General features: G+C 74.6%; 17 protein-coding genes. 12 read left to right on the top strand and 5 right to left on the bottom strand.

Annotated features, from left to right (window positions below):
- Positions 1-10: 10 nt before the first annotated feature.
- Together AC4BEG_RS28060 and AC4BEG_RS28055 are read right to left on the bottom strand one after the other, a co-directional pair.
- On the bottom strand, positions 11-787 hold the full coding sequence (locus tag AC4BEG_RS28060) for an SDR family oxidoreductase (RefSeq protein WP_490702509.1): 777 nt from the start codon (positions 785-787) through the stop codon (positions 11-13).
- Positions 788-859: 72 nt separating this feature from the next.
- Complete coding sequence (locus tag AC4BEG_RS28055) at positions 860-2,038, bottom strand: phytanoyl-CoA dioxygenase family protein (RefSeq protein WP_490702508.1); 1,179 nt, start codon at positions 2,036-2,038, stop codon at positions 860-862.
- Between the two features lie 108 nt (positions 2,039-2,146).
- On the opposite strand from AC4BEG_RS28055, the gene AC4BEG_RS28050 reads away from it, so the two are divergent.
- Positions 2,147-3,205: a LacI family DNA-binding transcriptional regulator gene (locus AC4BEG_RS28050; RefSeq protein ID WP_490702507.1), complete on the top strand. Its 1,059-nt coding sequence runs from the start codon at positions 2,147-2,149 to the stop codon at positions 3,203-3,205.
- A 31-nt stretch (positions 3,206-3,236) separates the two neighbouring features.
- On the opposite strand, the gene AC4BEG_RS28045 is transcribed toward AC4BEG_RS28050, so the two are convergent.
- The 3 genes from AC4BEG_RS28045 to AC4BEG_RS28035 are packed head-to-tail and all read right to left on the bottom strand — an operon-like array spanning position 3,237 to position 7,335.
- Positions 3,237-5,183: a GMC family oxidoreductase gene (locus AC4BEG_RS28045; protein WP_490702506.1), complete on the bottom strand. Its 1,947-nt coding sequence runs from the start codon at positions 5,181-5,183 to the stop codon at positions 3,237-3,239.
- Positions 5,180-6,646 carry a tocopherol cyclase family protein gene (locus AC4BEG_RS28040; RefSeq protein ID WP_490702505.1) on the bottom strand — a complete coding sequence of 489 codons (1,467 nt, stop codon included), beginning with the start codon at positions 6,644-6,646 and terminating at the stop codon, positions 5,180-5,182. Before AC4BEG_RS28040 ends, AC4BEG_RS28045 begins: the two co-directional genes overlap by 4 nt.
- A complete protein-coding gene (locus AC4BEG_RS28035; protein ID WP_490702504.1) occupies positions 6,643-7,335 on the bottom strand; it encodes a FadR/GntR family transcriptional regulator in 693 nt (230 codons plus the stop codon). The genes AC4BEG_RS28040 and AC4BEG_RS28035 overlap by 4 nt, the downstream gene beginning before the upstream one ends.
- Before the next feature lie 180 nt (positions 7,336-7,515).
- Between AC4BEG_RS28035 and AC4BEG_RS28030 the strand changes: the two genes are divergently transcribed.
- The 11 genes from AC4BEG_RS28030 (at position 7,516) to AC4BEG_RS27980 (ending at position 23,416) form a co-directional block, all read left to right on the top strand.
- Positions 7,516-8,031: a 2Fe-2S iron-sulfur cluster-binding protein gene (locus tag AC4BEG_RS28030; protein ID WP_490702503.1), complete on the top strand. Its 516-nt coding sequence runs from the start codon at positions 7,516-7,518 to the stop codon at positions 8,029-8,031.
- Complete coding sequence (locus tag AC4BEG_RS28025; protein WP_490702502.1) at positions 8,028-9,017, top strand: FAD binding domain-containing protein; 990 nt, start codon at positions 8,028-8,030, stop codon at positions 9,015-9,017. The genes AC4BEG_RS28030 and AC4BEG_RS28025 overlap by 4 nt, the downstream gene beginning before the upstream one ends.
- Positions 9,014-11,143 carry a xanthine dehydrogenase family protein molybdopterin-binding subunit gene (locus tag AC4BEG_RS28020; protein WP_490702501.1) on the top strand — a complete coding sequence of 710 codons (2,130 nt, stop codon included), beginning with the start codon at positions 9,014-9,016 and terminating at the stop codon, positions 11,141-11,143. The genes AC4BEG_RS28025 and AC4BEG_RS28020 overlap by 4 nt, the downstream gene beginning before the upstream one ends.
- 89 nt (positions 11,144-11,232) lie before the next feature.
- Complete coding sequence (locus AC4BEG_RS28015; protein ID WP_490702500.1) at positions 11,233-11,865, top strand: nucleotide exchange factor GrpE; 633 nt, start codon at positions 11,233-11,235, stop codon at positions 11,863-11,865.
- 36 nt (positions 11,866-11,901) lie between these two features.
- Complete coding sequence (locus AC4BEG_RS28010; protein ID WP_490702499.1) at positions 11,902-13,479, top strand: Hsp70 family protein; 1,578 nt, start codon at positions 11,902-11,904, stop codon at positions 13,477-13,479.
- A 34-nt stretch (positions 13,480-13,513) separates the two neighbouring features.
- Complete coding sequence (locus tag AC4BEG_RS28005) at positions 13,514-16,198, top strand: hypothetical protein (protein WP_490702498.1); 2,685 nt, start codon at positions 13,514-13,516, stop codon at positions 16,196-16,198.
- 34 nt (positions 16,199-16,232) lie between these two features.
- Positions 16,233-17,375, top strand: a complete 1,143-nt coding sequence (locus tag AC4BEG_RS28000; RefSeq protein ID WP_490702497.1) for a TRAFAC clade GTPase domain-containing protein — start codon at positions 16,233-16,235, stop codon at positions 17,373-17,375.
- Between the two features lie 6 nt (positions 17,376-17,381).
- Positions 17,382-19,232: a GAP1-N2 domain-containing protein gene (locus AC4BEG_RS27995; RefSeq protein WP_490702496.1), complete on the top strand. Its 1,851-nt coding sequence runs from the start codon at positions 17,382-17,384 to the stop codon at positions 19,230-19,232.
- Between the two features lie 4 nt (positions 19,233-19,236).
- The gene (locus tag AC4BEG_RS27990; RefSeq protein ID WP_490702495.1) at positions 19,237-22,053 is read left to right on the top strand and encodes a hypothetical protein; all 2,817 of its coding nucleotides are present in this window, start codon (positions 19,237-19,239) and stop codon (positions 22,051-22,053) included.
- A 31-nt stretch (positions 22,054-22,084) separates the two neighbouring features.
- Positions 22,085-22,513, top strand: coding sequence for a hypothetical protein (locus AC4BEG_RS27985; RefSeq protein WP_490702494.1), 429 nt, complete (start codon positions 22,085-22,087; stop codon positions 22,511-22,513).
- Between the two features lie 9 nt (positions 22,514-22,522).
- Positions 22,523-23,416 (top strand): hypothetical protein, encoded by an 894-nt coding sequence (locus tag AC4BEG_RS27980; protein ID WP_490702493.1) that lies wholly within the window; start codon positions 22,523-22,525, stop codon positions 23,414-23,416.
- The last annotated feature ends 22 nt before the right edge of the window (positions 23,417-23,438 follow it).

The raw sequence follows: 23,438 nt of genomic DNA, 5'->3' as shown, positions 1-23,438 counted from the left end.
GAGAGGGGCGTCAGTCGAGCGCGCCGACGACGTTCTGGTCCCAGTCGATGACCGAGCCGGTGACCACACCGCTGCGGTCGGAGAGCAGCAGGACCGCGAAGTCGGCGATCTCGTCGGGCTGGCCCAGCTTGCCCATGGGCAGCGCCCGTGCGGCCTCCTCGCGCCAGTCGTCGCCCGCGCCGTGGAAGGTGCGCTGGGTGACGTCCTCGCCCTCGGTGGCGGTCCAGCCGATGTTGAGGCCGTTGATCCGGATGCGGTCCCAGCGGTGGGCGTGGGCGGCGTTACGGGTGAGCCCGGCGAGTCCGGCCTTGGCGGTGGAGTACGCGGCGAGATGGGGCGGGCCGCCGTGGGCGCAGTTGGAGATGATGTTGACGATGGTGCCGGGGGCCTTGCGCTCGACCATGTCGGCGACCGCGGCCTGCATGGCGAAGAACGGGGCACGCAGATTGATCGCCATATGGGCGTCGAAGAGCTCCGGGGTGGTGTTCAGCAGCGAGCCGCGCGAGGTGAGCCCGGCGGAGTTGACCAGGCAGTCGATCCGGCCGTAGGCCGCCACCACCTGCTCCACCACACCCTTCGCCTCGGTGGCGTCGGACAGATCGGCGCGGAGGAAGGTGGCGGTGGCGCCGTCCGCGGTCAGTTCGGCCACCAGCTCCTCACCGGGGCCGGGGCGCCGTCCGCTGACGGCCACCTGGGCGCCCTGGCGGGCGGCCGCGCGGGCGATGGCCGCGCCGACGCCCTGGCTTCCGCCGTTGACCAGCAGGACCTTGTTCTCCAGGAGTCCCATGATGTCTTTCCTTGTCTCAGCTGTGTGCTCTTGGCCGTGTTGGCTCAGCCGTGTTGGCTCAACGGTGTTGTCTCAGCCGTGGCGGCGGTCGGCGGCGGCCCGCAGGGCCTGGCCGAGCGCCTCGGACGTCCAGTTCTCGTCCAGGGCGCGTTGCATCAGGTCCGCCTGGGTGGGTGGGGCGAGCCCGTCCACCGGCGGGTCGCGGTCGAGGTCGGTGGGGAAGGTATAGCCGTCGGCGCAGGCGGCGATCACGGTGTGCAGCCACTCCGGCGCGGCGCCGCGGGCCTTGCGGTCGCGCAGCACCGGGAAGACGGCCTCCGTCATGGCCCGGCGGTCCACGGTTTCCATGGCGCGGCCGAAGGCGGAGGAGATCTGGAGCAGATTGGCCATCCGCCGCACCCCGGTGGTGCGATTGGCGCCCGCGGCGTGGAAGAGCGCCGGGTTGAAGAACACGGCGTCGCCCTGGGTGAGCGGCAGCTGGATGTGGTGGTGCTCGAAGTACTCCTGGAAGCGGGGCAGCCGCCAGGCCAGATAACCGGGCTCGAAGGTCTGGGAGTAGGGCAGGTAGCGCGTGGGTCCGGAGGCCACGGGCATGTCGCCGTGGGCGACCGCGCCCTGGAGAGTGAGCGCCGGGGAGAGCCGGTGGACATGGGCGGGGTAGCCGGCGGCGGTGGCGTTGGACAGGAAGCCGAGGTGGTAGTCGCGGTGCGCGGTCTGCGCCGGGCCACCGGGGTTGACCACGTTGATCTGTGAGGTGATCTGGTAGCCGGGGCCGAGCCACGCGGTGGACACCAGGGCGACGATGTCGTTGGCGTAGTAGTCGGCGAACGCCTCGGGGTCACGGACGGCCAGCTTCTCCAGGGCGTTCCACACCCGGTCATTGGTGCCCGGCGCGGCGAAGTGGTCCCCGGCGGCGGTCCCGGTCGCGCGCTGTTCGTCGATCAGGGCGTGGAACGCCCGGGTGGCACGGTCCATCACCGCGGCGTCGGGGAAGGCGCGGCGGAACACCACCACACCGGAGCCGTCGGCGAGGGCGTGGACCAGTTCGGCCTGGATGGCGCGGCGGCCGTCCGGGGTGGCGGCGGCAGTGCGCACCCGGTCGCTGTCGTAGACCGGCACACCGTGCTCGACACCCACGGCATACGGACAGGTGGCCGGGTCGGTGGTGCGCTCGACCAGGGCCCGGAAGGCGTCGAGATCGCAGTCCGCCTCGGACAGCCAGGTCCGGGCGGCCGCGGGGGTGGCGGACATCGGCGTCCTTTCGGGGGTGGCGCGGCGGCGGTGCGATGTCATTCTTGTGACACCCGCACCCCTCGGGCAATCGGCAGAAGCCCATCAAAAACCCCTCAAGGAGCCGCCGTGCCGTCCCATCCGTTTCCGCTCCGGGAGATCGCCCGCCAGGCCGGGCTGAGCGAGGCCACCGTCGACCGGGTGATGAACCAGCGGGGCGGGGTGCGGGAGAGCACCGCACGCGAGGTGCACCAGGCCATCACCGATCTGCACCGGCAGCGGGACCAGGTCCGGCTGGGCGGGCGCACCTTCATGATCGACATAGTGATGCAGGCGCCCGAGCGCTTCTCCACGGCCGTGCGGACGGCGCTGGAGGCCGAGCTGCCGTCGCTGCACCCGGCGGTGCTGCGCTCGCGATTCCACTTCCGTGAGACGGGGCCGGTCGGCTGGCTGACCGCCACACTGGACCGGATCGCGAAGAAACGGCAGTCGCAGGGGGTGATCCTCAAGGCCCCTGACGTCCCCGAGGTCACGGCGGCGGTCGCCCGGCTCACCGAGGCCGGGATTCCGGTGGTCACCCTGGTGACGGACCTGCCGACCAGCGGCCGGATCGCCTATGTCGGTATCGACAACCGCGCGGCGGGCGCCACCGCCGCGTATCTCATCGGGCAGTGGCTGGGCGACCGCCCCGGCCATGTGCTCACCAGCCTCAGCAGAGGTTTCTTCCGCAATGAGGAGGAGCGCGAGATGGGTTTCCGGGGTGCCATGCGGGCGCTGTGTCCGCAGCGCACCGTGGTGGAGATCTCCGAGGGCGACGGGCTGGACGCCGCCACCCAGCGCGAGCTGGCGCTCAACGCCCTCGCCCGGGATCCGGAGATCCGCGCCGTGTACTCGATCGGTGGCGGCAACATCGCCACGCTGGAGGCGTTCGAGGCGGCCGGGCGGGAGTGCGCGGTGTTCATCGCCCATGACCTCGACCACGACAACACCCGGCTGCTGCGGGAGGGGCGGCTGTCCGCGGTGCTCCACCACGATCTGCGGCAGGACCTGCGCTACGCGTGCCGGCTGGTGATGCGGGCCCATGGCGCGCTGCCCGCGGACACCGCGCCGCTTCCGCCGTCCGCGATCCAGGTCGTCACCCCGTACAACATGCCGCCGGGGGAACCGCTGCCGGACGTGTCGCGCTGAGCGCGGAGGAGCAACCGGCCGGACACACCGGTCATTCGACACCGCCGCAGACCGCCACGGCCGTTTCCACGCCCTCCAGATGGGCTTCGCACACCGCGAGGGCGGCGGCCATGATCGACAGCTGCGGATTGACCTCGGGGCAGCTGGGCAGCACCGAGGCATCGGCGATCAGCACTCCCCGTACCCCGCGCAGCCGTCCCGCGGGGTCCGCGGGGGCAGCTTGCGGATCGGCGCCCGCCGCGGCCGTACCGGTGGGGTGGAACGCCGACAGATGCAGCTGACGCACACTCACCTTGGCCAGCGCGGCATCGAGTTCGGCGAGGCTGCGCACCCGGGGTGTGGCGGGGATTCCGGTGAGCACCTCCTCCGCGCCCGCCGCGAGAAGGAGTTCGCCCATGGCGCGTACCGCCCGCACCAGTCGGCCCGCGTCGCGGCGGTCCAGACCGTAGCGGAGCAGGGTGCGGTTGCGGCCCAGTACCCGGCCGGACGGCCGGTCCGCGATCATGGCGCCGAAGGTGGCGAGCCGGTCGGAGGTCTCCAGTTCGCGGCGGAGCGCGCCACCGAGGCCCGGGAGGACGAAGGAGCCCATGCCCGGCGGGGTGGCGGTGGCCTCGATGAGGATGCCGTCGGAGTGGTGTTCCTCCACCCCGACGCTCTGGAGCACCCCCTCCCACGCGGTGACGGGCCGGTCGAACCGCCCGGCCACACTGGTCGCCGGATGCACACTGAGGTTGCGGCCGAGCATCGGATGGCCGCCGAGTCCGGAGCGGCGCAGCAGCGGGGGTGTCTCCAGGGCGCCCGCCGCGACGACCACGAGCGGGGCGAGGATCTCGAACGTATCGCCGTCCTCCCGCCGCGCCTGGACCCCGGCGGCGCGCGGGCCGCCGGGGCGGTCGCGTTCGACGAGGATCCGCCGTACCCGGGCGCCGGTGACGATCCGGGCTCCGTGGGCGCAGGCGTCGGGCAGCACGGACAGTTGCACACTCTGCTTGGCGCCGGTCGGGCAGCCCACGACGCACTGGCAGGAGCCCTTGCAGCCGGGGGCGTTACGGCGCAGTGGCGACGCCTGCCAGCCCAGCCGTTCGGCGCCGATGAGGGCGAGCAGCCCGTTGTTGCCGAGCACGTCGACCGGCTGGGTGGCGACCCGGATGGTCTTCTCGGCCTCGTCCAGCGCCGTGTCGAAGCGGTCGGCGAGCTCGAAGCCGAAGGTGCGGCGCCACCGGTCGAGCACATGGTCCGGAGTGCGGTAGCAGGTGCCGGAGTTGACGACGGTGGTGCCGCCGACGGCCCGTCCGACCGGCAGCAGCAGAGGCGGGTTGCCGACGGCCACGGTGGCGCCGCCGTCCCGGTACAGCTCGGTGAACCGGTCCAGCGGGGTGCGTTTCCCGAAGGAGTCGGTGGAGTGGTGGTGGCCCTCCTCCAGGACCACCACGCGCAGTCCGAAGCGGGCGAGGGTGCGGGCGGCCATGGCGCCGCCGGCACCGGAGCCGATGACCACGGCGTCGGTGGTGGTACGGGCGGGCCAGGCGTCGGCGGGGGTGCAGTCGAGCGGGGGGTCCTGGCGCGGGAGGGCCGTACCCGGCAGGTGGCCGCCGTGGTCGAGCATGCGCTCGGTTCCGGCCGCGAGCAGGACCGGGATCTTGACCACGTCGAGCAGCGGGAGCAGCGCGGACCGGGCGCCGAGCGAGCCGAGCAGCCGCTCCCGTTCGGCCGGGCCGAGGGCGATGAGCCGGCGGCCGGTGGTGGCGAGGGCGTAGGCGTCGAGCGCGGCGGCGGCGGTGCGCACTCCGGCGCGGGCGGGCAGCGGCATGGCGGCGAGTACGGACTCCAGCCGCCGGGGCACCCTGCCTGGCCACGGGGTGGCGCCGTCGTCCGCGAGGAGGGCGGCGACGAGGCCGTCAAGACTGCCGCGGGTGTGCGGGGCGCGCAGGCGGGTGGCGGCGCCGCAGAAGGCGCTGCGGGGGGTGTCGGGGCTCATCGGCCGCCCACCTCGGCGTGCGCGGTGCCGTCCAGGGTCCAGACGGCTTCGGTGCGCCACCTTCCCCACCACCGTTCGAGCAGGATGTGGGCGTCGGCGCGCTCGCTGTTGCGGCAGACCGCCGGGGAGCCGTCGGGGTCGGCGTAGTCCAGGGCCAGGGTCCGTTCCGCGGGCTGGGTGACCCCGACGCGGATCCGGCGCAGCCCGGCGCGTCCGGTCACCGTCCAGCTGGGCAGGCCGACATCGGCGCGGAACCGCCCGAGCCCGGCCCAGCCCACCGCGGTGCGCTCGGCCCGCCGGGGCCAGGTACGGCCGCGGTGGCGCAGCCGCAGGAAGACCAGCGGGGGCAGCCGCCGCAGTCCGGGGCGGGTGGAGACGGCGGCGACGATCTCCAGAACGCCGTCGTCGCCCAGGTCGGCGTGGAGCCATGCCCAGCGGTGGGCGTTGCCGTGGCCGTAGATCCGGGCCGAGGCGCCCGGCGCGCCGTCGAGGGTGAGGGTGGTGTCCTGGTAGGCGAAGGTTCCGGTGTAGCGGGCGCGGGCGGCCGGGAGGAGCTGGGCGGCGGGCAGCAGGGGGCGCCGCCAGGACCACCGGGGGAAGGTGTACAGCGGTGCGTCGGTGGCCTGTTCGGCCAGCCGCCATCCGAACCCCCCTGCCATTCCGCTGAGTTGACCGGGAACGGCCTGGACGCCGTCGCCGCGGAATCCCTCGGCGGGGCGGGTCCACGGGGTGGGGCCGAAGCGGGTGTGGCGCACCGGACCGTCCTGGGGGAAGGCGGCGGCCCAGCCGTGGGCGAAGGGCGGGGATCCGTCGGCGGGGGCGACGAGTTCATGGTGCAGCCACAGCCCGGTGCCGGTGGCCGGGTCGGTGACGGTGGTGTACCAGACCTCGGTACGGCCGGGGGTGCCTCTCCAGCGGGGGGCCACCAGCGGGGCGCCGTCCTCGCGGCGCGGGAAGCGGAAGCTCGCGAGGAACGGCAGGAGTTGGGTGGCCAGGGGAAACCGTACGGTGCCAGTACCCACCGCCGTGCCGTCCTCGTACAGGGTGTACGGCAGCACGGTCATGGAGGCGAGCGGGCGGCGCGGGCTGATGGACTTCCAGCCGTCGAGGGTGAACCGGCGGCCGTCCGCGGTGAAGCCGATGCGGTAGCGGATCCGGCGCCTGGCGAGCGGGGAGATCTCCAGTGTGCCGACGGCCTCGGGGTCGTCGGCCCACCCGGCGATACGTATCCGCCCGGTCAGCCGCGCCGGTGTGGTGCCGAGGGGGTGCGGCACCCGGTCGGCCGCGGCATGCAGATCGAGGCGGACCGGGCGGTCGCGGTCCTCGTCGTCGAGGCGGATCCGGCCGAGCATGGTTTCGCGGAAGGTGGTGCCCCGGCCGGACGGGCGGGGGTGTTCCGGTGCGCGGGCGGTTTCGGCTCCGGGCGGGCCGGTGCGCTCCGGGGTGGTCGTACGCGTGCTCACGCGAGGCCCTCCAGCATGATGCGTTCGGTGGCGGTCAGATACGCCTCGGCGGCCCGGTGGGCGGCGCGCTGGTTGCCCCGGACCACGGCCTCGACCACCGGTGCCAGCCGGGCGCGGGCGGCGGCCGGGTCGGTGAACGGCCCGGCCAGGGCGGTGCGTACGGGCAGATAGGCGTTGAAGAGGGTGTTGGTGAGCAGGGCGTAGACGCGGTTGCCGGTGGCGCGGGCGAGTGCCCGGTGCACCTCGACATCGGCGAGCTGCACCGCGTCGGTGTCCTCCGCCTCGCCCACCGCGGCCAGCAGGGTGCGCAGTTCGACTTTCTGCCCGTCGGTGGCGCGGGCGGCGGCCCGTTCGGCGATCAACGCGCCCACGGAGCGCCGCACTTCGAAGATCTCGCCGATCCAGTCGGGGCTGTGCCGCACCAGCATGGGCAGCAGATCGGCGCCACCGAGCCGGGCGTAGTCGCGCACCCGGGTACCCACGCCGTGCCGGGTCTCCAGCAGTCCGGCCTGGATCAGACGGCCGAAGGCGTGCTTGAGGGTGGTGCGGGTGACCCCGTAGCCCTCGGCAAGTTCGCGCTCCGGCGGGAGCAGGGTGCCCGCCGGGTGGCGGCCGGTGAAGATGTCCTCCCGCAGACGGTTCTCGAGGACGTCGACGATGGTTTCGCGGGGCAGTGCCTCCACGTTCATCCTCCCCCAGTGGCTCAGTGGATGAGCCACATGGAATCACCGGGCACAGACGGCGTCAAGACGCGAGGCAACCACCGCCGGACGGGCGATCAGTGCACATATGTCCGATACTGAGCAGAGCCGCGCGACATCCCGGAGAGACAACGATCAAGGGCGGAACCGACGATCAAGGACGGGACCATGGACGTGGAGATCACGCTGCGGGTGGACGGCGCCGAGCACCGGCTCATCGTCGACACCCGTACCACGCTGCTGGACGCCCTGCGCGAACGACTGGGGAACACCAGCCCCAAGAAGGGCTGCGACCACGGACAGTGCGGCGCCTGCACCCTGCTGATCGACGGCCGGCGGGCGTTGAGCTGCCTCGCGCTGGCCGTGGCCCACCAGGGCGCGGACCTCGTCACCGCGGCAGGTCTGGCCAATGGCAATGGCGGCGGTCTGCATCCGCTCCAGCGGTCGTTCATCGCCCATGACGCCTTCCAGTGCGGCTACTGCACCCCCGGCCAGATCGTCTCGGCCGCCGGGATGCTGGCCGAGGCGGAGGCGGGCTGGCCGAGCGCGGTCAGCAAGGACCCCAGCGCCACCGATGTGGTGCTGGACGACGAGGAGATCGCCGAGCGGATGAGCGGCAACCTGTGCCGCTGCGCCGCGTACGCCAACATCGTCCCGGCCATCGCGGAGGTGGCGCACCGATGAAACCCTTCCGCTACGAACGCGCCGACGACGTGTCCTCCGCGGTCACCGCCGTGGCGGAGGAGCCGGATGCGGCCTTCCTGGCCGGGGGCACCAATCTGGTGGACCTGATGCGCCTGGAGGTGGCCACCCCCGAGGTGCTCATCGACGTGACGCGGCTGACCTCCGACCGGATCGAGGAACTGCCCGACGGGGCACTGCGCATCGGCGCCGCCGTGCCCAACAGCGACCTGGCCGCCGACCACCGGGTCCGGCGGCGCTATCCGATGCTCTCCCAGGCCGTGCTGTCGGGCGCCTCCGGACAGTTGCGCAACGTCGCCACCACCGGCGGCAATCTGCTCCAGCGCACTCGCTGCGCGTACTTCCAGAACGTCACCACACCGTGCAACAAACGCGAACCGGGGTCGGGCTGTTCGGCGCTGGAGGGCTATCAGCGCGATCTGGCGATCCTGGGCTCCTCGCCCGCCTGTGTGGCCACCCACCCCTCGGACATGGCGGTGGCGCTGGCCGCGCTGGACGCGGTGGTCACGGTGCGCGGACCGGGCGCGGAGCGGCGGATCCCGGTGACCGAGCTGCACCGGCTGCCGGGAGACGCCCCCGAGCGGGACACCGTGTTGGAGCGCGGTGAGCTGATCACCGGGGTCGAACTGCCCCCGCCGCCCCATCTGACCGCCTCCCGCTACCGCAAGGTGCGCGACCGGGCGTCGTTCGCCTTCGCGCTGGTCTCGGTGGCCGCCGCGCTGGACGTGGCCGACGGCACCGTACGGGACGTGCGGATCGCGCTCGGCGGAGTGGCGCACAAGCCGTGGCGGGCCACCACCGCCGAGACGGCGCTGCGCGGCGCGCCCGCCACCCGGGAGAGCTTCCGGGAGGCGGCGACCGCCGAACTGGCCCCGGCGCGCCCGCTGCCGGGCAACGCGTTCAAGGTGCCGCTCGCCCGCAACACCCTCGTCAGCGTGCTGCTCGAACTGGTTCAGGAGAGACGATGAGCGACGTCCGCGCCCGGCCCCACGCCATCGGCAGCCCGCTGGACCGGATCGACGGCGCGCAGAAGGTCACCGGCACCGCCACCTACGCCTTCGAATGGCCCGTCGAGCACGCCGTATATCTCCACCCCCTCCAGTCCACGATCGCCGCCGGGCGGATCACCGCGGTGGACACGGAGGCGGCCGAGGCCGAACCCGGCGTGCTGGCCGTGCTCACCCATCTCAACGCGCCCTCGCTGACCCGGCCCGAGGACCCCGAGCTTGCGGTGCTCCAGACCGACGAGGTGGCCTGGCGCGGCCAGTTCACCGGTGCCGTGGTGGGCGAGACCCTGGAGGCCGCGCGCGCCGCCGCGGGTCTGGTCCGGTTCGCCTATGCGCCGCGGGAGCACGATGTGGTGCTCCGCGCGGACCGCGAGGACCTCCGCAAGCCGGTGCACGCCGCCGTGTTCGGCATGGAGGCGGGCGAACTCCAGGACGGCTCGCCCGCCGACAGCGTGCTGGGGGATGTGGCCGCGGCGCTGGATTCGGCCCAGGTCCGGCTGGACGCCACCTACACCACGCCGATGTACCACAACAACCCGATGGAGCCGCACACCGCCGTGGTCAGCTGGGACGACGGCGCGCTGACGGTGTACTGCTCCACCCAGGGATCGTCGTTCAGCCAGACGCTGATCGCCGGGGTGCTGGGGCTGCCACCGGACCGGGTCCGGGTCATCTCCCCGCATGTCGGGGGCGGTTTCGGCGCGAAGGTCTTCCCCCACTCGTACGCCGTGCTGGCCGCGATGGCCGCCCGCACCGTACGCCGTCCGGTGAAATTCGCGCTGACCCGCCAGCAGATGTTCGCGCTCGTCGGCTATCGCCCGGCCTCGATCCAGCGGATCCGGCTCGGCGCCGACGCCGACGGCCGGCTCACCGCCGTCTCCCACGAGGTGGCCGAACAGACCGCCAAGGCCAAGGGGTACGCGGACCAGGTGGCGGTGTGCACCCGGATGATGTACGCCGCCCCCAACCGGCGCACCACCCACCGGCTGGCGCCCCTGGACATCCCGGTGCCCACCATCATGCGGGCGCCGGGCGAGGGGCAGGGGATGTTCGCGCTGGAGTCGGCCATGGACGAGATGGCCTTCGCCTGCGGTATGGACCCCGTGGAGTTCCGCATCCGCAACGAGCCGGAGGTCCACCCGGAGTCCGGACTGCCGTTCTCCAGCCGCCACTTGGTGGACTGTCTGCGCGAGGGCGCCCGCCGGGCCGGATGGGAGCGGCGCGATCCCACCCCCCGCGCGCGCCGGGACGGGCGCTGGCTGCTGGGCAGCGGGGTGGCGGCCTCGACGTATCCCTCGCCCCGGCTGCCCGGGAGCAGCGCCACCATCCGGGCCACCCCCGACGGCCACCACCGGGTGCTGATCGCCGCCGCGGACCTGGGCACCGGCGCCTGGACCGCGCTCACCCAGATCGCGGCGGACGCGCTGGAGGTCCCGGTCGAGCAGGTGGAGGTACGCATCGGGGACACCGCGCTGCCGCCCGCGTCGGTGGCCGGGTTCTCCTCCGGCATCAGCAGCTGGGGCAGTGCGATCTGCGCGGCGGCGGCGCGGCTGCACGAGGTCCTGGAGTCCGACCACGGCGGCACGGTCCCGGCACAGGGCCTGGAGGTCACCGCGGACATGCCCGCCAACCCCGACGAGGACCGTTACGCCATGCACAGCTTCGGCGCCCAGTTCGCCGAGGTGCGGGTGGACCAGGACACCGGTGAGGTGCGGGTGGCCCGGCTGCTGGGGATGTTCGACGTGGGCCGGGTCATCAACCCCAAGACCGTCCGCTCCCAGCTGATCGGCGGGATGACGCAGGGGATGTCGATGGCGCTGTACGAACACAGCGTGCTCGACCCGAGGTTCGGACATGTGGTCAACCACGACTTCGCGCAGTACCACATCGCCGCCAACGCCGATGTGCACACGGTGGAGGCGCACTGGGTGCACGAGCGGGATCCGCACACCAACGCGATGGGCGCCAAGGGCGCGGGCGAGGTGGGCATCGTCGGCACGACCGCGGCCATCGCCAACGCGGTGTACCACGCGACCGGCGTCCGGGTCCGCGAACTGCCCATCACCCTGGACAAGCTGCTGTCCTGACCAACTCCGCGCGGCACGGCAGCAGTTCTGCCCTCGGCTACGGCGATTGCGCTAGGGTCTGATACGCCGCACAGACTCGGGGGGCGCGCGTGCCGGAGACGGACGAGAGTACGACGACCGACGACCCGGCACGGGATGCCGAGGACGGTCCGGTACCGGAGGCCGGGGACGGTCCGGTACCGGAGGCCGGGGACGGTCCGGCACCAGAGGCCGGGCAGGACAGCGGGCTGGAGCGCGCCGCGGCGGAGTTCACCGCCGCGCTGGCGCGTCAGCAGGATCTCGCCGACCGGCGCGAGGAGATCATCACCCGGCTGCACACCGAGCTCCAGGAGCTGCGCCGCGGTGAGCTGGACGCCGCCCTCGATCTCGTACGCCACGGTCTGATCCGGCTGCACGACCGCATCCTGCGGCAGGCGGAGCAGATCGACGCCCCGCTGGGCACCGCCGAACTGCGGGCGCTGCTGCGGGCGCTGGCCGACGAGGCGGCCGACACCCTCGTGGGCACCGGCACCGAGGCGTACGCCCCGGAGGAGGGCGAGCCGTTCGACAGCGCGCGCCACCGCCCGGTGGGGCGCGCCGAGGCCGCCTCCGAGGACGCGGACCGCACCGTCGCGCGGGTGGTGGCGGCCGGATTCGCCCAGGGCGAGCGGGTGGTGCGCAAGGCCGAGGTCGTGGTGGCGCGCTGGGAGCGGCCCGGCGGTACTCCGCCGTCCGCGGGGTAGTGATCGGGGCAGGGAAGCACAGCGGAGGGGGCACGAATGGCCGTCTACGGCATCGACCTGGGAACCACCTATTCCTGCATCGCCTGTGTGGACGATGTGGGCAGACCCACCGTGCTGCGGAATCTGGAGGGTTCGGACACCACCCCCTCGGTCGTGTACTTCGAGAGCGGGGACGGCACCGTGGTGGGCCAGTCCGCCAAGGACGCCGCCGTGGTGGACCCGGACGCCGTGGTGCAGCTGATCAAGCGGGACATGGGCGAGGCGGTGTCCCGGGAGTTCCACGGCCGGTCGTTCACCCCGGAGGAGATCTCCGCCCGCATCCTGCGCAAACTCGCCGACGACGCACAGGTCAGCGGCGGCCATGAGGTGCGGGACGTGGTGATCACGGTGCCCGCGTACTTCGGGATCGCCGAGCGCGACGCCACCCGCAAGGCGGGCGAGATCGCCGGGCTGCGGGTGCTGGACGTGGTGGCCGAGCCCATCGCGGCCGCCCTCGACTACGGCGCGCTGGGCGCGGGCGCGGACGGCGGCGACCGCGCGATCCTGGTGTACGACCTGGGCGGCGGCACCTTCGACACCACGGTGCTGACCCTGCGCGGCACCGAGCTGAAGGTGGTGTGCACCGACGGCGCCAAGGAGCTCGGCGGATCCGACTGGGACGACCGGCTGGTGCTCCACCTGGTGGACGCCTTCCGGACCAGGTTCCCCGACGCGGGCGATCCGCTGGCCGATCCGCAGACCGAGACCCAGCTGCGCAAGGACGCCGAGGAGGCCAAGAAGGCGCTGTCGTTCCGGGGGAGCTATACGGTCCGGGTGATGCACCAGGGGCTGGTGGAACCGGTCGAGCTGACCCAGGAGCTGGTCGAGGAGCTGACCCGGGATCTGCTGGACCGCACCGTCGACCTCACCCGGCGCACCGTGGAGCTGGCCCGGGAGCGCGGTGTGGCGCGCTTCGACGACGTGCTGCTGGTGGGCGGGGCCACCAAGATGCCCGCCGTGGCCCGGCGGCTGCGCGAGGAGTTCGGCTTCGACGCCAGGCTGCACAACCCGGATCTCGCGGTGGCCCGCGGCGCCTCGCTGTACGCCCTGGACCGCGCGCTGTATGTGATCAACAGCGGGGAGGTGTCCGCCGAGGAGGCACCCCAGGTGCCGGACACCGGCCGGATCACCCACCAGCCGTACACGATCTCCACCGTCGCCTCACGCGGCTACGGCATCCAGGTGTGGGACCTGGACCTGGAGCGGGATTATGTGACCCATCTGGTGCACGCCAACGACTCGTTGCCGGTCGCGGTGGTGCAGGACTTCTACACCATCCGCGCCGGGCAGCGGAAGGTACTCATCAAGGTGATGGAGCAGGCCGGGGCGGTCGAGTCGGACGAGCTGGGCCACAACACGGCGGTCGCCGAAGGCGAGTTGGACATCCCGCCGGACAAGCCCGAGCGCTGGCCCATCCAGTGCGAGTTCGCGCTGGACACCTCGGGGCTGCTCACCGTGGTGGCCACTGAGCGGGAGACCGGTGAGCGGCTCACCCTCACCGTGCGGATCGGCCAGATGACCGAGGAGGCGGTCGAGGAGGCCAGGATCTCGCTCACCAAGGAGCGGATCGCCTGAACCGGCCGCCGACGGACCGCCGTGGGGGTGAGACATGGCATTCGACGAGGCGCGCTACCGCCGTGAGGTACTGGACCACGGGCTGCCGCTGAAGGACGATCTGCGCTGGCGCTACCAGCTGGACGAGCCGCTGACCGCCGCCGCGGTCGCCGAGGCGGTGAAGGAGGTCCGGGCGTGCTGGCGGCGCGGCCGGTCCCGGCTGAAGTACCGGCCGGTGATCGAGGCGCTGGAGGCCGGACACCCGGTCCACCAGCGGGTGTTCGACGCCGCCGCGGCGGGCGATCTGGAACCGCTGCGGACCGCGCTGGCCGAGCAGGACCGCCACGAGGGCGACGGACGGCGTCGGCTGCTGGCCGCCCTGGAGGAGGCCGCCGACGGACTGGGCCTGATCGCGCCCGGCACCGTCGAGGAGGTGGCCGCTGCGCATGGGGTGACCGAGGCCCGGGTGCATGAGGCGCTGCGGACGGTACGGATCGAGGTCAGGGAGCCGGACGCGCTGCCCACCGCCGCGCACCCCGCGTATCTGCGCTGCGCCCGGCAGTTGGGGCTGCTGCGGCTGCGCCATCTCGCCGACTTCCTGGCCGCGGACGGCCCCGGCGGACGGGTGTCCGCGCCGCTGGAGCCGTTCACCCAGCCCCCGCCCGGTGAACGGGCGCTGGACGAGGCGGCGGTCCGCTGGGCGCGGCTGCCGCACAGCACGGCCCAGACCGCCGCCCATGGCGTGGTCACCGCGCTGCGGCAGGTGCTGCGCGAGCGCGGTCCGGAGGGCCTTGGCGCGGTGCTGGTGTACGAACTGGCCGCCTCGGTGCGGGAGCACCGGGCGGCCCGCGCCGGGGCCGCCACCCTGCTCGCCCACGCCGCCAGGGGGCTGTCGGTCGCCGAGGCCGACGCCCGGCGGCTGGTCTTCGCCGTGCTCCACGAACGCTCGGGGGACCCGGTCACCGGGCGGCTGCGCCGACTGGCCGCCGATGGGCAACTCGCCCAGGCCGCCGCCGTCCTGGACCGGCTCCCGGACGGGGCGCTGCCCGAGGAGGCGGCGGCGCTGGCCGCGCACATCCGGGAGCGGCTGGCCGAGGCGCTGCGGCTGCGCGACCGGGCCGACGCGCTGCGCACCGGCGATCCGGACCGCGGCTGGGAGCTGCTGGACGAGGCCGAGCTGATCGCCGCGGATCTGCCCGGCGCGGATCCGCTGCGCCGTGCGCTGCCCGCCCGTCCGGTGCCGCGCTCGGTGGCGGTCTCCGATGACGCGGGAGTGCTGGTGGAGTGGGAGCCCACCCCGTCGACCGCCGGGGAGCCGGAGTACGTGGTGGTACGGCGGGTGGGCCGCCCGCCGCGCTCCGCACTCGACGGCACCGTACTGCGGCCGGACTCCCCCGGCGCTACCTCGCTCCGCGACACCTTCGCCCCCGACGGCACGGCCCTGTTCGTGGGCCGTCCGCTCTACTACGGCGTGGCGGTGCGGCGCGGCGCGGAGTCCGGCACCCCGCCGTCGGCGCTCGCCGTCTGCGGGCCGGTCTACCACCGGCCCGAAGTGGCGGGCGTGACGCTGCGGGTGGGCGACGCCACGGTCACCGGCGCCTGGCGGTGTCCGGCCGGAGCGGAGTCGGTGGAGGTGACCCGCGACGGGGGCGGCGGGCGCGGGGTCCGGGTGACCGCCCGCCGGGACGGTTTCACCGACAGCGGGCTCAGCAACGGCACCGCGCACCGCTATCGCATCGCCGTGGTCTACCGCGGCCCGGACGGCTCGCGGACCGTCACCGAGGGCGTCCGGCTCTCGGCCACCCCGGTCTCCCCGCCGCAGCCGGTGACCGCGCTGCGGATGGAGCCGGTGGCGGACGATCCGGCGGCGCTGGTGGCCCGGTTCCCCGCGCCGCGCGGCGGGGACGCGGCGCTGTATCTGCTGGACGGCGCGGTGCCCTGGCCCGCCGGGACCCGACTGCCGGTGTCCGGGCTGCGGCCCGCCGCACGGCCGTTGACCGCCTCGCCGGTCCCCGGCGGCCTACGGTTCCCGGCCCCGGCGCGCAGTGCCACGGTGCTCGCGGTCACCGTGGCCGGGGACGAGGCGGTGACCGGCCCGCACCTGCGGGTCGACGTGCTGCCCGGGATCGGCCGGATCGAGGCGCGGCGGCTCGGCGGCGAGGTGTCCGTGGCGTTCGACTGGCCCGCGCACGGGGTGGACACGGCCGAGGTGTCCTGGACGGTGGACGGTTCCCCGGCGGGCCGCAGGACCGTCACCCGCGCCGCGTATCTGCACGAGGCGGGGGCGCGGATCCCAGTGGCGGACGGCGCGGCGGTGGAGATCGAGGTACGGGCGGTGGCGTCCGGTGCGGGGCCGCGCCTGGGCGGCGCCCCCTCGCTCCTCTCGCTGCCCGCGCGGGTCGAGGTCGGCTACCGGCTGACCCGGTCGGGGCTGCCCGGACGGCGCACCCTGCGCGCGGTGTTCACCGCCCGCGCCGCGATCCGCGCCGAACGGCTGCTGCTGGTGCGGGCGTACGGCGAGAGCTGGCCGCTGGCGCCCGGGGACGGCGAGACGCTCGGCGAGCTGATCGAGGTCGACCTGCCCGCCGGGCGGCCGGTGGAGCTGACCGTGCCCGCGCCCGGCGGGAAGGGGCCCGGCGGGCGGGGCTACTGGCTGCGCTGTTTCGCCGTCGGCGACGGGGTGCTGCTGCGCGATCCGCCGACGAGCGAACTCCGCGTGGGACGAGGGAAACAACGGTGAAACGGCTGAAGCGGCTGAAGCGGGTGAGCGACCGATGAGGTTCAGGGGCAGCGGGCCGGGCGGGCGCGGCTGGGTGTGTCCGCACTGCTTCCGGCGCCAGGGCCGCGACGGCTTCGGCTTCGTCTGCACGACGGGCGGCCGGGAGTGCGCCGACGACAAGCGGCTGGCCGCGGCGAATCCGCTGGACCGCCAAGCGACCTGCGGCAGCTGCGGACATCTCACCACCCGGCGCCGGTGCCACGCCTGCGGCGACCGGCTGCCAGAGGGCTATCTGGAGTCACCCGGGCGGATCGTGGCCCTCGCCGGGCCGGTCAGCTCCGGCAAGAGCACGTATATCGCGGTGCTGGTGCACGAGTTGCTGCACCGCCTCGGCGATGAGCTGCGCACCTCGCTGGTGCCGTGCGACGACCGCACCACCGACGACTACCGGGAGCGCTACGAGCGCCATCTGTACGACGCCCACCGGACCGTGCCCAAGACCCAGGAGCGGGACGGCGGCCGCCCCCTGGTGTACCGGCTCGGCCGCACCCGCCGTGGCGCGTTCGGCACCAGCCGGGACACCGCCCTCACCCTGGTCTTCCTGGACACCGCGGGGGAACACTTCGGCTCCCGCGACCGGATGGAGACCCAGCTGCGCTATCTCGCCGAGGCGGACGCGGTGGTGGTGCTGGTCGACCCGCGGGACCTGGCCGGGTCCGGGACACCCGGCCCGGCCGCGGGCGGTGCGGTCCGCACCGCCGAGCAGACCGCCGGACCGTCGGCGGACGTGCTCACCCGGGTGCTGCGCCACCTCGGCGAGGTGCACGGCCCCGGTGGCGGGCGGAAGGTGCCGATCCCGGTCGCGGTGGCGCTGACCAAGCTGGATCTGCTGTGGTCCCGGCTGCCCGACAACTCCCCGCTGCACCGCACCCGTACCCCCGGCCCGGTCTTCGACACGGAGGACCGTGCCGCCGTGCACACCGAGCTGCGGGCGCTGCTGGCCGGGTGGCGGGAGAGCCAGCTCGACCTGCGTCTTGACCAGTCCTGCGCCGACTACCAGCTGTTCGCCATGTCGATGCTCGGTTCCGCACCGCGCGGCGCCGATCTGGGCCTCGGCGGGGTGCGGCCGCACCGGGTGGAGGATCCGCTGATGTGGCTGCTGCACCGGTTCGCCATGCTCGACCGGGGAAGGGTGTGAGACGCCGTGGCCGGACAGGCGCACTACTCCTCCGCCCCTCCCGGTGCCGGTGACCGGCAGGGAGGTTTCCGCTTCACCGCGGTGTCCGCGGACCTCTCGCGGGCCACGCTGGAGGGCCTGCGCCCGCTCATGGCGTACACCCCGCCGCCGGGCGCGGTGGCCGAACCGGCCTCCCACCCCGTGGCGTTCGCGTACGACCGGCTCGGTGAGGTCCGCGCGGTGACCCGCGTCCGCAGCGTCGGCCAGGACTACACGGGCCGCTGGGGCAACTACTTCTGCCACTCCGTCCTCGCCGCGCCGGAGGAGCTGACCGGGCTGCGCCCGGTGGAGCTGTGGGGCGCCCCGCTGTGGGCCGAGGCCCCGGCCGCCGACGACGGCCGCCCGCTGCCGGACATCGGTGAACTGCCCCTGGGCAGTACGGTCGGCCCCGACCGGGTCCGGCGGCTGCTCCACGGGACCGGCGCGGCGGGCGGGCGGCTGCTGGAACGGCTCCTCGCGGCGGTGCTGAGCGCCCTGGAGCGGACGCCGTCGGACGCCGAGGGGGACACCCCCGGTCCGGTGGTGCTGGTCTCCTCCTCCGGCGACCGCGTACTGGACTGGCTCACCGCCGTCTCCTACGCCCTCCCGGCCCCGCTGGCCGCCGAGTTGACGTTCATCACCTACACCGACCGGCCGTACGACGACCACCGGCTGCTGGTGGGCACCGTCCCGGAGGTGTGGGAGCGCTGCGGCGGTGAACGTCGTGGCGGCGAGCACGGCGTCTTCCACCTCGATCCGCCCCTGACGGATGACCCTGTCCCCGGGGGCACCTCGCACGGTACGGCCGCCGGGCTGCTCGCCCGCGCCTGGGCCGAGGACGACCTCGATGTGTTCGACACCGTCGCCGACCTCTGGTCCGCGGCGCCCGCGGACGGGGCGGGCCGGCTCACCACGGTATGCGCCCTGGTGGCGCTCGCCCGCGGCACCTGGGACGCGGTGCGCGCCCCACGGCCGGAGCGGGACGCGCTCGACGCACTGCTCGGCTCCTTCGCGGAGCACCCCGACCGCCTACCGCCGGAGGTGCACCGGTCCCTGGCATCCGGTCCGGCCGGTCTTGACGCGCCGCTCGCCGCCCGGCTGCTCACGGTCTCCCCCGCCTTCCGGGACACCGCCCGCCACACCCTCGAACGGGCCCTGCTGACCGGTGCGTTCCCGGACCCGGCTCCGGCACCGGCGGCGGACGGCGCGGGGTCGGCGCTCGTACGGTTCGTGGACGGTGTGGTGCGGCTGCGGCTGGCCGAGGCGGACGTCGCGCCGGAGGCCGTACGGGACGGCGCGGAGCAGTGGCTGACGGCCCGCCCCGAGCCGTTCGGCGACGCCCTCGCCGCACTGCTGCCGCCGGATCCCCGGCCCGCACCGCCACCAGCGGTCCCGCCCCGCCCGGCGCGACCACCGGGCACCACCCTCGCCGACGCCTACCGCAGGGCGGTACTGGCCGGGGTGCTGCGGGCGTTGGAGGGCTCCACGGCGCTAGGGGAAGCGGCCCTCACCCCCCAGGTGTGCGCGGCGCTGACCCGGCGCCCGCCCGATCCCCTGGGGGTGGCCGAGGGCGGCGAGCCGTGGGCGCAGGCGCCGCGCACCGCGGTGCGGGTGTGGCTGACGGGCACCGGGGCGCACCCCGGGCGGCGGCACGAGGCCGCGCTGCGAGTGCTGCGGCTGTACAAACAGGGGCTGCTCGGCGAGGAGGAGACCTGCGCGGCCGTCCGCGAACTGGCCGTCCCCGTACCCGCGGAGCCGCCGCCCGAGCCCGTGGAGCCGGCTGAGGACAGCTCCCCCGGACGTCTGCTGCGGCGTGTGCTGTGGCGGAGCGAGGGGTGAGCCGGTGCCGCTGATCATCCTGCCCGCGCAAGCCATCGCGGTGGCCGGGGTGCTGTTCCTCAATCTGCCCGCGCTGTTCCTGCTTCTGCTGGGGCGTCATCTGGTGATCCTGTGGGGGACGCTGGGGCGCCCGGTGTACGGGCGGACCGGTGGGCTGTTCGCCCTCGGGGTGCCCTTCCGACGGCTCTCCCTGACCGGTTCACGGGTGCTGCCCGCCACCCGCTCCGCGCACGCGCCGAGCACCCACCGCCCCGGTGGCGACGCGGACGAGCCCGCGTACCGGGCGTATCTCCACGGCCCGGCCCCTCGCGATCTTCTACGGCTGTACCGGGCCACCTGGGAGGACTGGCGGAAGGTGCTCCCGGCGGCCCGTGCGGGCGCCCGGACGACGTACCTCAGGTCCGAGGGCGAGCCCGACCGGACCCGCACGGCCTGTGTCGGACTCGGCTATCCGGTGTTCCTGCTCGGCGTTCTGCCCGTTGTGCTGCTCGCGGCGGTGCTGTGTCTGCTGGCGGCGGTGGTCCAGTTCGTGGTGTGGGCGGTGGCGTCCACCCTCCGGACGGTGGTGTGGTGGGCGCCCCTCGCGGCCGTGGACCGGGCCGGGAGATGGCGGCGCGACCGGGGCGCGGTGTGCCCGCATCCGGAGTGCGGACGGCCGGTGGCGCTGCCGGTGCACCGGTGTCCGGCCTGCGGGGCGGGCCACCGGCGGCTGGTGCCGAACCGGTACGGGGCGCTGCGCCATGTCTGCCGCTGCGGGGCCCGGCTGCCCGCGTCGCCGGTGTTCGGGGCACGCCGTCTGGAGACGTCCTGTCCGTCCTGCGCCCGGCCGCTGCCGCGCCGCGCGGGGCGGGACCGGGCGCGGACGCGGGCCGTGGTGCTGGCCGGAGGCCCCGACTCCGGTCGGAGCGTGGTCCGTTACCGCGCGCTGGCACAGGCGCGGGAGCGGGTGGCGGCGCTCGGCGGCGTGCTGCGCCCCGAGCCGGTCGCGACGCAGGCCACCACGCTGACCGGACTGCGGGGGGCGTACGTACCGCTGGTCGTCCACGATCCGCCGGGCCCGGCGTTCGGCCGCCAGGAGTCGGTGGACGCGCTCGGCTGTCTGCGGCGCGCCGACGGGCTGGTCCTCGTGGTGGACGCGCTGGCGCTGCCGTCGGTACGGCGTTCGCTGGGCGAGGGCGAGCGGGAGGCCGTGGACCGGGTGCCGGTCTCGTCGCAGGACCCGTCGCGGGCGGTGGAACGGGTGCTGCATGTTGTCGCCACGCTCCCGGCCCGGCGGCGGCCCCGGCGGATCGCCGTGGTGCTGACGAAGTCCCAGGCGGTGCGGCGGACCAGGATCGGCGCCGATCTGCCGGAGGCGGCGGGGCCGGGCGACGCGGTCCGCGGCTGGCTGGAGCGTTCGGGCGGCGGCAATCTGGTGCGTACGGTCGAGCGGTTCGGGGGCCGCGTCCGGTATCTGACCGATGGCGGCCCAACGGCTGAGAGCTCCGACGACGACGCCGCGACCCCACTGGGCGAACTGCTGCTGTGGGCCGCCGGGATACGGGTCGCGCGCCGCCGCCGTCTTCCCGGCTCCGCGGTACGTTCCGCGTTCCGCGGAAGGGCCGTTCGCCGTCGCCGTACCGCCGCCGAGCGGCTGGCGCTGCGGGAGCGGCGGGCGCGTGCGGCCGAGTGGCGGTGGCGGCGGATCCGGCACGCGGTGCCCGGGGCCGTACGACGGCCGCTGGCGGCGCTGCTGGCCGCCGGTGAGCGGCGCGGCCGGACGCGCCGCACCCTGCTCGAGAGCGCCCGCCACTCCGCCCGGCGGCGGGCCGACGGCTGGGTGCCCGGCGGGCGCGAGGGCGCGGCGGCCGGGGGCATGCGGACGGCGCGCGGCGGGCTGGTGACGGCGCATCTGGCGGGGCTGCTGGCGTTGCCGCTGGCGCTGTCGCTGCTGGTGGCGGGGGTGCTGCCGCCGACGTGGTTCTTCGGGCTGCCGGGGCGTTACGACGCCTGGCGGCATCCGCTGGCGGATTCGGTCCATGACGTGGACCTGGCCGCGTACACCCCGGGCGCGCACTGGCCCCTGGCGCTGGCGACCTACTCCGCCCCGGGCACCTCCCCGGCGATGGCGCAGGACGGTCACGCCGGGGAGGTGTGGTCGACCAAGGGCAGTCCCAACGCCGAGGACCAGTGGGTGCTGCACTTCGGAACGCCGGTACGGATCAGCCGCGTTGACGAGGAGTGGCGGAACACCGGCCCGGTCAGCCTGGTCGACTACCGCGTCGGAACACGCTGGGTCAGTCCGCCGCGCGGAAGCCGGCGGTTCGATCTGGACGAGGACCATCCGGCCCGTCTCAACAAGTGGTCGACGGTGCTCAAGCGTCCGGTCGAGGTGACGGCGGTGCGGGTGTGGGTACTGCATTCGCGCGACGGTGGCGACGACCGGCTGCGCTCGCTGCGGGTGTGGGGGCGGTCGTCGTCGATCGTACGGCTGCGCCCCTCGGCCGACGGTGAGCGGCTGCGCGTGGCGAACACCGCGGCCCGCGAACTGGCCGTGGATGTCCGCCCTCCCGTGCTGCCCACCGGCTGGCGGGCGGTTCCGGTGGGCCGTGCGCCGCGCGAGGTCGGGCCGCACGGCCGGGTCGGCGCCCGCTGGACGATCGAGCCGCCCGAGGACCGGGCGGCGGCGCGGCGGGGCGGTCCGGTGGCGTACGCCGTGCGGATCACGGAGGACGGCCGCACCGTGACCGCCTGGTGCCGCGGGGTGCTGACGGCGGCGGGGAAGAAGAACACCGCGAAGACGGCGGATGCGAGGTATCGGGTGGTGCCAACGACATGTTGATCACGGTGAGTTCACGCATAGGATCACCTCCGTGACGAGCGAATCCGAACGTTCCGAGCCTTCCGAACGGTCCTGGCGGTCCGAGCTCTCCGAGCGGCAGGCGCTGGCCGCGTTCTGCGCGGCGCTGCCCCGGCTCCGGGCCATGCTGCGGGGCCCGGCCTCGCGGACCCGGCGGGCGACGGTGGAACAGGTGGTGCTGGCGGCGCGGCGCGGCCAACCGGTCGGCGAACTCCTGGCCGGGCTGGGGATGGACAGCACCGAGCCGGTGCCACCGGTGCCGGCGGGCCCGTCCCGCGCCACACTGCCGCCGCCCGTGGAGGAGGACCGGCCCGCACAGGTCACCGGCGTGTACCTCTGCCCGCTGGGCACCTGCCCGCGCGCGGAGGAGCGTACGGCCTCCTCGGAGCTGCCCGCGTGCGGTATCCATGACCAGGCCCTGCGCTTTGTCGCCGACCGGTGAGCGTGCTCCATGGTGAGCGGGTTCCTCTCCGAGTTCGGCCGGAAGGTCGCGGAGCGCTGGGCGACCCAGGTGATCCTGCCAGGGCTGCTGTTCACCTCCGCCCTGGCGGTGGCGTCGGCGCTGGGCCAGCGGCGGTGGTCGGACACCCGGCTGCTGTGGCGCACGCTCGGCGAGTTCGCGGCGGTGGGCGGGGCGAACCAGCAGGCGGCGGGGTCGGCGCGGACCGTGATGCTGGTGATCGGCGTGGTGGCGGTGTCGGTGGCGGTCGCGCTGGTGGCGCGGGCGCTGGGCGGGCCGGTGACGTCGCTGCTGTCCGGGCGCTGGCCGTTCTTTCTGCGCCCGCTGGCCCGGCGGCTGACGGCCCGGCGGGTCGCGGCCTGGCGGCGGCACGACGCGGCGTACGAGGCGGCCCGGGAGGCGGGTGAGGACGCGCACCGACTGGGTGAACTGGCCGCGCTGCGCAACGCGGTGGCGCTCACCGAGCCCCGTCGGCCCACCTGGACCGGGGACCGGCTGGCGGCCCCGGCCACCCGGGTGCGGGACCAGTACGCGCTGGATCTGACCGCCGCCTGGCCCCGGCTGTGGCTGCTGCTGCCGGACACCACCCGGCAGCCGCTGACCGACAGCAGACAGGGCTTCGACGAGGCGGGCGCGCTGGGCGGTTGGGCGGCGCTGTACGGGGCGCTGGGGGTGCTGTGGTGGCCGTCCGCGGTGGTGGGCCTGGGCGCGGCGGTGGTCTGCCGGCGGCGGGCGCGGGAGACGGCCGAGGCGTACGCGGAGCTGGTGGAGGCCGCGGTGGATGTGCATCTGGACGAACTGCTGGACCGGTTCGACGAGGAGTTGCGGCCGATCCGGCCGGGCCGCGGGGCGGCGGTCACCGAGCGGTTCCGCAAGGGCATATGAACCATGGGCGGCCGGGGGCGCG

This window comes from Streptomyces sp. JLBJ103 (assembly GCF_058215575.1).
Note: the sequence above shows the minus strand (reverse complement) of the source record. Positions and strands in the feature narration are given on the sequence as shown.

What these genes read in the sequence shown, in the direction of transcription:
- AC4BEG_RS28000 (WP_490702497.1), top strand. Translation starts at nt 16,233, where the DNA reads ATGAGGTTCAGGGGCAGCGGGCCGGGCGGGCGCGGCTGGGTGTGTCCG.
- AC4BEG_RS28045 (WP_490702506.1), bottom strand. Translation starts at nt 5,183, where the DNA reads ATGAGCCCCGACACCCCCCGCAGCGCCTTCTGCGGCGCCGCCACCCGC.
- AC4BEG_RS27980 (WP_490702493.1), top strand. Translation starts at nt 22,523, where the DNA reads ATGGTGAGCGGGTTCCTCTCCGAGTTCGGCCGGAAGGTCGCGGAGCGC.
- AC4BEG_RS28005 (WP_490702498.1), top strand. Translation starts at nt 13,514, where the DNA reads ATGGCATTCGACGAGGCGCGCTACCGCCGTGAGGTACTGGACCACGGG.
- AC4BEG_RS28025 (WP_490702502.1), top strand. Translation starts at nt 8,028, where the DNA reads ATGAAACCCTTCCGCTACGAACGCGCCGACGACGTGTCCTCCGCGGTC.
- AC4BEG_RS28055 (WP_490702508.1), bottom strand. Translation starts at nt 2,038, where the DNA reads ATGTCCGCCACCCCCGCGGCCGCCCGGACCTGGCTGTCCGAGGCGGAC.
- AC4BEG_RS28010 (WP_490702499.1), top strand. Translation starts at nt 11,902, where the DNA reads ATGGCCGTCTACGGCATCGACCTGGGAACCACCTATTCCTGCATCGCC.
- AC4BEG_RS28060 (WP_490702509.1), bottom strand. Translation starts at nt 787, where the DNA reads ATGGGACTCCTGGAGAACAAGGTCCTGCTGGTCAACGGCGGAAGCCAG.
- AC4BEG_RS28020 (WP_490702501.1), top strand. Translation starts at nt 9,014, where the DNA reads ATGAGCGACGTCCGCGCCCGGCCCCACGCCATCGGCAGCCCGCTGGAC.
- AC4BEG_RS28035 (WP_490702504.1), bottom strand. Translation starts at nt 7,335, where the DNA reads ATGAACGTGGAGGCACTGCCCCGCGAAACCATCGTCGACGTCCTCGAG.
- AC4BEG_RS28030 (WP_490702503.1), top strand. Translation starts at nt 7,516, where the DNA reads ATGGACGTGGAGATCACGCTGCGGGTGGACGGCGCCGAGCACCGGCTC.